Source organism: Mycobacterium sp. E342, from assembly GCF_001667665.1.
Taxonomy (GTDB): Bacteria; Actinomycetota; Actinomycetes; order Mycobacteriales; family Mycobacteriaceae; genus Mycobacterium.
This window is the reverse complement of sequence record NZ_LZJM01000250.1, coordinates 171,806-178,149: the sequence shown is the minus strand read 5'-3', so window position 1 is coordinate 178,149 and position 6,344 is coordinate 171,806. Positions and strand designations below refer to the sequence as shown.

The following is a 6,344-nucleotide window of genomic DNA, read 5'->3' as shown; positions in this document are numbered from 1 at the left end:
CCACAGCGTCGTCGGCCAGGTCTGGTTCTCGGCCGCCCATTGTGGGGTGGTGACGATGGTGTTCGACGCCATCAGCAACCCGACGATCTCGGCGGCCATCCTGTTCGGCCCGGCCGGCGGCATGCTGACGGGCCTGGTGGTGATGGCCACCAATTTCGCGGTCAAGAACTATCTCGCCCTCAACCTGGGGCATAACGCCACCGTCATCATCGAGCTGGCCATCGGCATGGCCATCGGCATGGCCGCCCAAACCGCGCGGCGCGCCCATGAGGAACTCCAGCAAGCCGCCCGCTTGACGGCCGCGGTGCAGGAACGCGAACGCCTGTCCCGCCAGGTCCACGACGGAGCCATCCAGGTGCTGGCGCTGGTGGCCAAGAAGGGCCACGAAATCGGCGGCGCGACAGCGGAACTCGCCGAACTGGCCGGCGAGCAGGAACGCGCGCTGCGGCGATGGCTGGCCAGCACCGACATCGACCAGGACACCGACGGCGCCGCCATCGACCTGCGCACCCTGCTGCGCCGCCGAGAATCCGACCGGGTGTCGCTGAGCCTGCCCGCCACGCCGGTGCCCCTGGGTCGCCGGACGGGCGCCGAGCTCGACGCGGCGGTGGGCAACGCGCTGGACAACGTGGCCGCACATGCCGGCCCCGGCGCGCACGCGTTCGTGCTCGTCGAGGACCTGGGCGATTCCGTGGTGGTGAGCGTCCGCGACGACGGCGTGGGAATCGCCGCGGGCCGGCTCGAGGAAGCCGCCGGCCAAGGACGCCTGGGCATCTCCCAATCGATCGTGGGGCGGCTGACCGCGCTGGGTGGCAGCGCCCACCTGCACAGCGAACCCGGACAAGGCACGGAGTGGGAGTTGTGCCTGCCACGCGGAAAGGCACCCGATGGCCGATGAGACCCCCACGACGGTGATGGTCGTCGACGACCATCCCATCTGGCGCGACGCGGTCGCCCGCGACCTCGCCGAAGAAGGCTTCACCGTGGTCGCCACCGCCGACGGTGTGGTCGCCGCCCAGCGGCGGGCCGCCGTGGTCAAGCCCGACGTGGTGGTGATGGATATGCAGCTGCCCGACGGCGACGGCGCGCAGGCGACCGCGGGGGTGCTCGCCGTCTCGCCCGCGTCCCGGGTGCTGGTCCTCTCGGCCTCCGACGAACGAGACGACGTACTCGAAGCCGTCAAGGCCGGCGCCACCGGATACCTGGTCAAAAGCGCCTCCAGGTCGGAACTGGCGCAAGCCGTTTCGGCGACGGCTGAGGGCCGCGCCGTGTTCACCCCCAGCCTGGCCGGGCTGGTGCTGGGGGAATACCGGCGAATCGCGCAGAGCAACGACGACGGTCCCGCTCGGCCGAGGCTCACCGAACGGGAAACGGAGGTGCTGCGCTATGTGGCAAAGGGGCTGTCCGCCAAGCAGATCGCCCAGAAGCTGTCACTGAGCCACCGCACGGTCGAGAATCACGTGCAGGCGACCTTTCGCAAACTCCAGGTCGCCAACCGGGTGGAGCTGGCGCGCTACGCCATCGAGCACGGCCTCGACGAGGAGCCGTGACCGGCGGGGCGGCCGGGCGACCGCCCCGCGAGTCATCGACTTCTCGAGCTACCCGCCAGCCGCGCTGAAGCGCTTCGCCGGTGCGGCGGCCAGCACGCGGGCGCCGACCAGTGCGGTCACCATGACGGCCATGCACACCAGGCCGTCGTCTTTGAGCCCCCACCTGATGGCGGCAAGGATGGCCACGCCCGCCACGCACAGCAGGGCGCCGATGGCCGCTCCGCGGCCGCGCGCCGTCGCCGTGGGGGCGCCGTCCCAGCCCGGCAGCGGATTGTTCTCCAGCGGCCGCAGTGCGACGAAGAGCGCCGCCACGGCGACGACCACGACGAGCAGTTGCACAAGGCTGACGGCGAGGAAATCCTGCGCGCCCGGGTAGCGCGGGCAGCCGAGGTAGTCGAAGGCCAGGTGCACGCCCAACAGCACGGGCATGTGCCACAGGTACAGGGTCATGGCCCCGGAGTTGCCGATCGCGGTCCACCACCACACCCGCGGCCGCCGGGCCCAGCGTGCGATCGCCGGTGCGGCGGCGATGGCCAAGGCGCTCAGGATGATTGCGTGCCCGGCCAGCAGCACTGAGGGCGGGCTGGTGTTGGACAGCTGGTGGTCACCGGTGCCGACCATGCTGATCTGGTAGGGACCCCAGTGCACCAGCGCGACGTCGACGGCGAAGAAGACGGCCGCGACGGCCAGCGCGGCGCGCAAGGTGAGCAGCCGGCGGCGGTAGGCGATGCCGAACATGGCGGGGATGAGCCAGACGGCGAGGTTGAGGTAGCCCAGGGGCATCATGGCCGGCCAGTGCAGCCGGACGGCGTCGATCGCCGCGATGGCCCCGTAGACGCCGGCCACGGCGGCGGCGAGACGCCCCGCGGTGGTGATGCGGTACAGCATCGGCATGGCGGCCAGCACCAGCACGTAGGCGCCCAGGAACCACAGCAGCTGCGTGCTGACCCCGGCCACCGGCTCGTAGATGTGTTGCGGCAGAGCGTGATACAGCAGCGTCAGCACCACCGCCCAGAACGCCAGGTAGTAGAACACCGGCCGGAACAGTCGGGTGCAGCGTTTCATCAGCCAGTCACCCCAGTTGGTGCCGGCGGACCAGGAAGACACGCACGCCGCGGCGCCGGCGAAGAAGAACAGCGGCATGATCTGCAGGATCCAGGTCGCCGCCTGGAACACCACCGAGGTGGTCAGCAGGTTGTCCCAGATCAACACGTGGTTTTCGATGATGCTGATCGCCATCACGGTGTGGCCGAGCACCACACCGATCAGCGACGTGATGCGGATGACGTCCAGAACGCGATCGCGGTCGGCCGCGGTGGCCGCCGCCAGTTCGGCGACGTCCGGGAATCTGGTGAGAGCTGCCATGGGAATGCTACCGATCCTTTCAGGAGACCTGTTGTCGGAGGAGGGAATTGGATGCGCCCGAGTAGTACTACTCAGTTCGCGGCATGAAGCGGGTCGTAGTCGGCCAGCAGTTTCTCGATGCGCGCCTCGTCGAGTCGCACGCGAACCGTGGCGGCTTCCTGTTGATCGCGGATCACCTTGGCCAACGTGAACGCGCTGGATACCAAGAACAGGAACGTGATGCCGAGGAAGGATCGCTGCCAAAGGTCGAGCGGAAGCAGGTAGATCCCGCCCAGCGCCGTCACGAAGCTGATCGCGAACGCGACGGCCGCTTGAACGAAGAAGGCAGCAGTGGTCTTGGACATGCTAGCGGGAACGGTCATACGAATAAGCCTGCGGCAGGCGGCTGCTCGCCGGAATCCGTAAGACTACTCAATTGCCTGGGCAGCCGGCGGCCGTCACGAAGCGCCGCGATCACCGGCGGACTGAGTTTGCGTCACAGGTTCGTATCGGCCGGCGAACACTGCACGGATGTGCCGGGATCGAAGTCGCCACGCACCTAACCTGTCCAGCTAACTGCCCCGAAATTCGTGTCACTGTGCCCCGACGGCACCGGCAGCCGAGGAGTACTGACGTGGCCGGTCTGGACAGGCGACGCTTCCTGGTCGCGCTGGCCGCGGCGGTGGCCGTCACCACCGGTGGGCCCGACGCGGCGGTGGTGCGCGCCGAAGGCGGCGGAGCCGCGCCCCTCCCGCGCGCCCCCGTCGGGCCGCCGTTGCCGCCCCCACCGGACCCGCGATCGCGCGTCGCACTGCCCGGCGGCGGTGTGCTGAAAAGGCTTCCGGGCAATGACGATCTGCTGGCATGGACGGTCGATGACGGCGCCAACACCGATGTGGTGCGGCTCTACACGCAATTCGCCAAGGACACCGGTGTGCGGCTCACCTACTTCGTCACCGGCGGCTACCGCTCGTGGACGGACAACGCCGGCTTGCTTCGGCCGCTGGTCGAATCCGGGCAGATCCAGCTGGCCAACCACACCTGGACGCATCCCGACCTGACCAAACTCTCCAAGGGGCAGATCGCCGACGAGCTGACCCGCACGGACGCGCTGCTGCGAAACACCTATGGTGTCGACGCCGCCCCATACCTGCGGCCACCGTATGGCCATCACAACACCGCGGTCGCCGCGGTGGCCGCCGACCTGGGCTACCGGGTGACCACCCTGTGGTCCGGCGACTTGCGGGATTCCGCGCCGGTATCCGAGGACCAGATCGTCCGGATGGCCTACCAGTCCTTCCTGCCACAGAACATCGTGATCGGCCACCTCAACCACCCGCCGGTCACGCATGTGTACGCCCGGCTGGTGGATATCATTCGGTCGCGCGGGCTGCGCACCGTGACGCTCGACGACGTCTTCCTGCGACCGGAAGTCCCGCACGGCCGGGTCACCGCCAAGGCCCCTCAGCCCAGCTGATCGCCAATCTCCTTGGCCGCCTTGACAAGTGCGGCGGCGACCGTAGCGTACCGGGAGCTGTCCAGCCGGTTCTGGGGTGCCGCGGCGTTGAGGGCGAGCCGCAGACCCGGCGCCCGCGTCGGTATGGGCACCGCGATCGAGGCCACGCCTTCCTCGCTCTCCTCGCGGTTGATCGCGTACCCGCGCTCGCGGATGGCGGCGAGCTCGGCCTCCAGCTCGGTGCGGGTGCCGATCGAGGACGGCGTGATGCGTTCCAGCCGCTCGTGCGGCAGCAGCTGGCGCAGTTCCGGTTCCGGCAGCTGCGCCAGCATGACCTTGCCCGTCGAGGTGCAGTGCGCGGGCAGTGTGCGGCCCAACCGGGAGGCCACCCGGACCGCGGCCGGGCCCTCCACAGCGGCGACAAAGCGGACGCCGGCGCCGTCCAGCATCCCGACGTGAACGGTTTCGCGCAGCTGTTCGCCGAGGGTTCGCATGATCGGCATGGCGATTCGCTGGATGTCGATCCGGCCGAAGATCGCGAACGCCACACCGGTCAACGACGGCCCGGGCAGATAGGCCTTCGACACCGGGTCCTGCCGGACGAACCCGCGGTAGGCCAGCATCGCCAGCAACCGATGCGCGGTGGACGACGCCACACCCAGGTAGCGGGTGGCCTCGCTCAACCGGATCTCGGGTTGCTCGCCCAGCAGCAGCAGTAGTTTCAAGGCGTTGTCGACGGACTCGATCGGATACTGCGGCGCAAGCGAGTCGGCGGCGGGCGCCTCGGCGTCCTGCTCACGCTTCCTCGGCATGACAGTGAAGGTACCCAAGGACCACCCGCCCGGGATGCGACTCAGAGCAAGCTGAGGACGGCAGCCCCGAGCAGCCCCGCCGCGATCACCACGCCCGTCGTGGTCGCGACGACCCGCCAACCGAAGCTGCGGGCGACCATGGCGGCACCCGGAGCGCTCACCGCCGGGAGCGTGATGAGCAGCGCACCGATCGTCCCCGACGACGCGCCCAGCAGGGCCAGCCCCTGCAGGATCGGGATCTCCCCCGCCGTCGGGATGACCATGAGCGTCCCGGCGACCGCGACGACCACCACGAGCGAAAGGCCCAGGAGCAGTCCATGGTGCGCCGGCTGCCCCAAGGTGAGCAGCCAACCCCGCAACGCCCCGGCGAGCAGCACCAGCACGGCGTACTCGGGCAGCAGGAACAGACACAGGTACAGCAGCGCCCGCGCGAACCTGCGCGCCCCGCCCGCGGGCCCGTCGTCGTCAGTGACCGCGACCGTCGCTGTCGGGGCGGGCTCGCCGCCGGACCCGCGCGAGACCCATCCCACCGAAGCCGCGACGCCGAGCACCGTCGCGACACCGACGATCACCCTGGTCAGCGTCCATTGCCAGGGCGCGACGAAAAACAGGAACACCAGCACCGCCGGGTTGAGCAACGGGTTCCCCAACCAGTAAGCGATGGCCGCCGCGGGCGCGATGCCGTTGCGCCGCAACGTCACGGCGACCGGAGCGGCGCAACACGTGCACATCATCGACGGCATGCCCGCAAGCCCACCGGCCAGGCCGCTGGAGACGGAGCGCCGACGGTTCAATGCGCGCGGCAGCCATGACCGGGGCATCAACGCCTGCACCGAGGCGCTGATCAGCAGCGCCACGATCAGCGCCGGCCAGATCGACGACACGTACGCGTGGAAGAACGTCGCGGCGGCGTGCCACGTCGGGCGATCCCCGGCGTGCACGCCACCCGCGGTGAGGATGCTCGATCCGGACCAGCGGCGGCTCCGGTGGGCCGCGGCGGCCTTCGCCGCGTAGGGCAGCCACTTGGCCCACAGCAAACCCGCCACGAACACGGCCAGGGCGACGCAAACACCGAACGCGACGCCGCCTCGGCGACCGATGTGAATTTCATTGCCCTTCAAAGGCATAGCCACGCTCACCGACGCTAGTCCACGGACCGCGGTGCTGTGCAGCAGAGGCGGG

At 69.6% G+C, this 6,344-nt stretch carries 7 protein-coding genes; 3 read left to right on the top strand and 4 right to left on the bottom strand.

Annotation, left to right across the window (positions count from 1 at the left end; genetic code table 11):
• Together macS and A5692_RS20410 are read left to right on the top strand one after the other, a co-directional pair.
• The coding region (gene macS, locus A5692_RS20415; protein WP_068059123.1) for a MacS family sensor histidine kinase at positions 1–898 on the top strand (898 nt) is incomplete at its 5' end.
• Positions 888–1,550, top strand: a complete 663-nt coding sequence (locus A5692_RS20410) for a response regulator transcription factor (protein ID WP_068059083.1) — start codon at positions 888–890, stop codon at positions 1,548–1,550. The genes macS and A5692_RS20410, both read left to right, overlap by 11 nt.
• Before the next feature lie 48 nt (positions 1,551–1,598).
• Here the strand turns inward: A5692_RS20410 and A5692_RS20405 are convergent, their stop codons facing one another.
• Both A5692_RS20405 and A5692_RS20400 read right to left on the bottom strand, forming a co-directional pair.
• Positions 1,599–2,915: an acyltransferase gene (locus A5692_RS20405; protein ID WP_068059081.1), complete on the bottom strand. Its 1,317-nt coding sequence runs from the start codon at positions 2,913–2,915 to the stop codon at positions 1,599–1,601.
• Positions 2,916–2,986: 71 nt separating this feature from the next.
• Positions 2,987–3,277: a YiaA/YiaB family inner membrane protein gene (locus tag A5692_RS20400; protein WP_068059079.1), complete on the bottom strand. Its 291-nt coding sequence runs from the start codon at positions 3,275–3,277 to the stop codon at positions 2,987–2,989.
• A gap of 260 nt (positions 3,278–3,537) precedes the next feature.
• On the opposite strand from A5692_RS20400, the gene A5692_RS20395 reads away from it, so the two are divergent.
• Positions 3,538–4,371: a polysaccharide deacetylase family protein gene (locus A5692_RS20395; RefSeq protein ID WP_068059120.1), complete on the top strand. Its 834-nt coding sequence runs from the start codon at positions 3,538–3,540 to the stop codon at positions 4,369–4,371.
• Here A5692_RS20395 and A5692_RS20390 read toward each other — a convergent pair.
• Together A5692_RS20390 and A5692_RS20385 are read right to left on the bottom strand one after the other, a co-directional pair.
• On the bottom strand, positions 4,359–5,162 hold the full coding sequence (locus A5692_RS20390) for an IclR family transcriptional regulator (protein ID WP_068059077.1): 804 nt from the start codon (positions 5,160–5,162) through the stop codon (positions 4,359–4,361). The genes A5692_RS20395 and A5692_RS20390 overlap by 13 nt on opposite strands.
• 41 nt (positions 5,163–5,203) lie before the next feature.
• On the bottom strand, positions 5,204–6,289 hold the full coding sequence (locus A5692_RS20385) for a permease (RefSeq protein WP_068059075.1): 1,086 nt from the start codon (positions 6,287–6,289) through the stop codon (positions 5,204–5,206).
• Between the last annotated feature and the right edge of the window lie 55 nt (positions 6,290–6,344).

Excerpts from the sequence above, each read along its gene's own strand:
- A5692_RS20410 (WP_068059083.1), top strand. The coding sequence starts at position 888 with ATGGCCGATGAGACCCCCACGACGGTGATGGTCGTCGACGACCATCCC.
- A5692_RS20405 (WP_068059081.1), bottom strand. The coding sequence starts at position 2,915 with ATGGCAGCTCTCACCAGATTCCCGGACGTCGCCGAACTGGCGGCGGCC.
- A5692_RS20400 (WP_068059079.1), bottom strand. The coding sequence starts at position 3,277 with ATGACCGTTCCCGCTAGCATGTCCAAGACCACTGCTGCCTTCTTCGTT.
- A5692_RS20390 (WP_068059077.1), bottom strand. The coding sequence starts at position 5,162 with ATGCCGAGGAAGCGTGAGCAGGACGCCGAGGCGCCCGCCGCCGACTCG.
- A5692_RS20385 (WP_068059075.1), bottom strand. The coding sequence starts at position 6,289 with ATGCCTTTGAAGGGCAATGAAATTCACATCGGTCGCCGAGGCGGCGTC.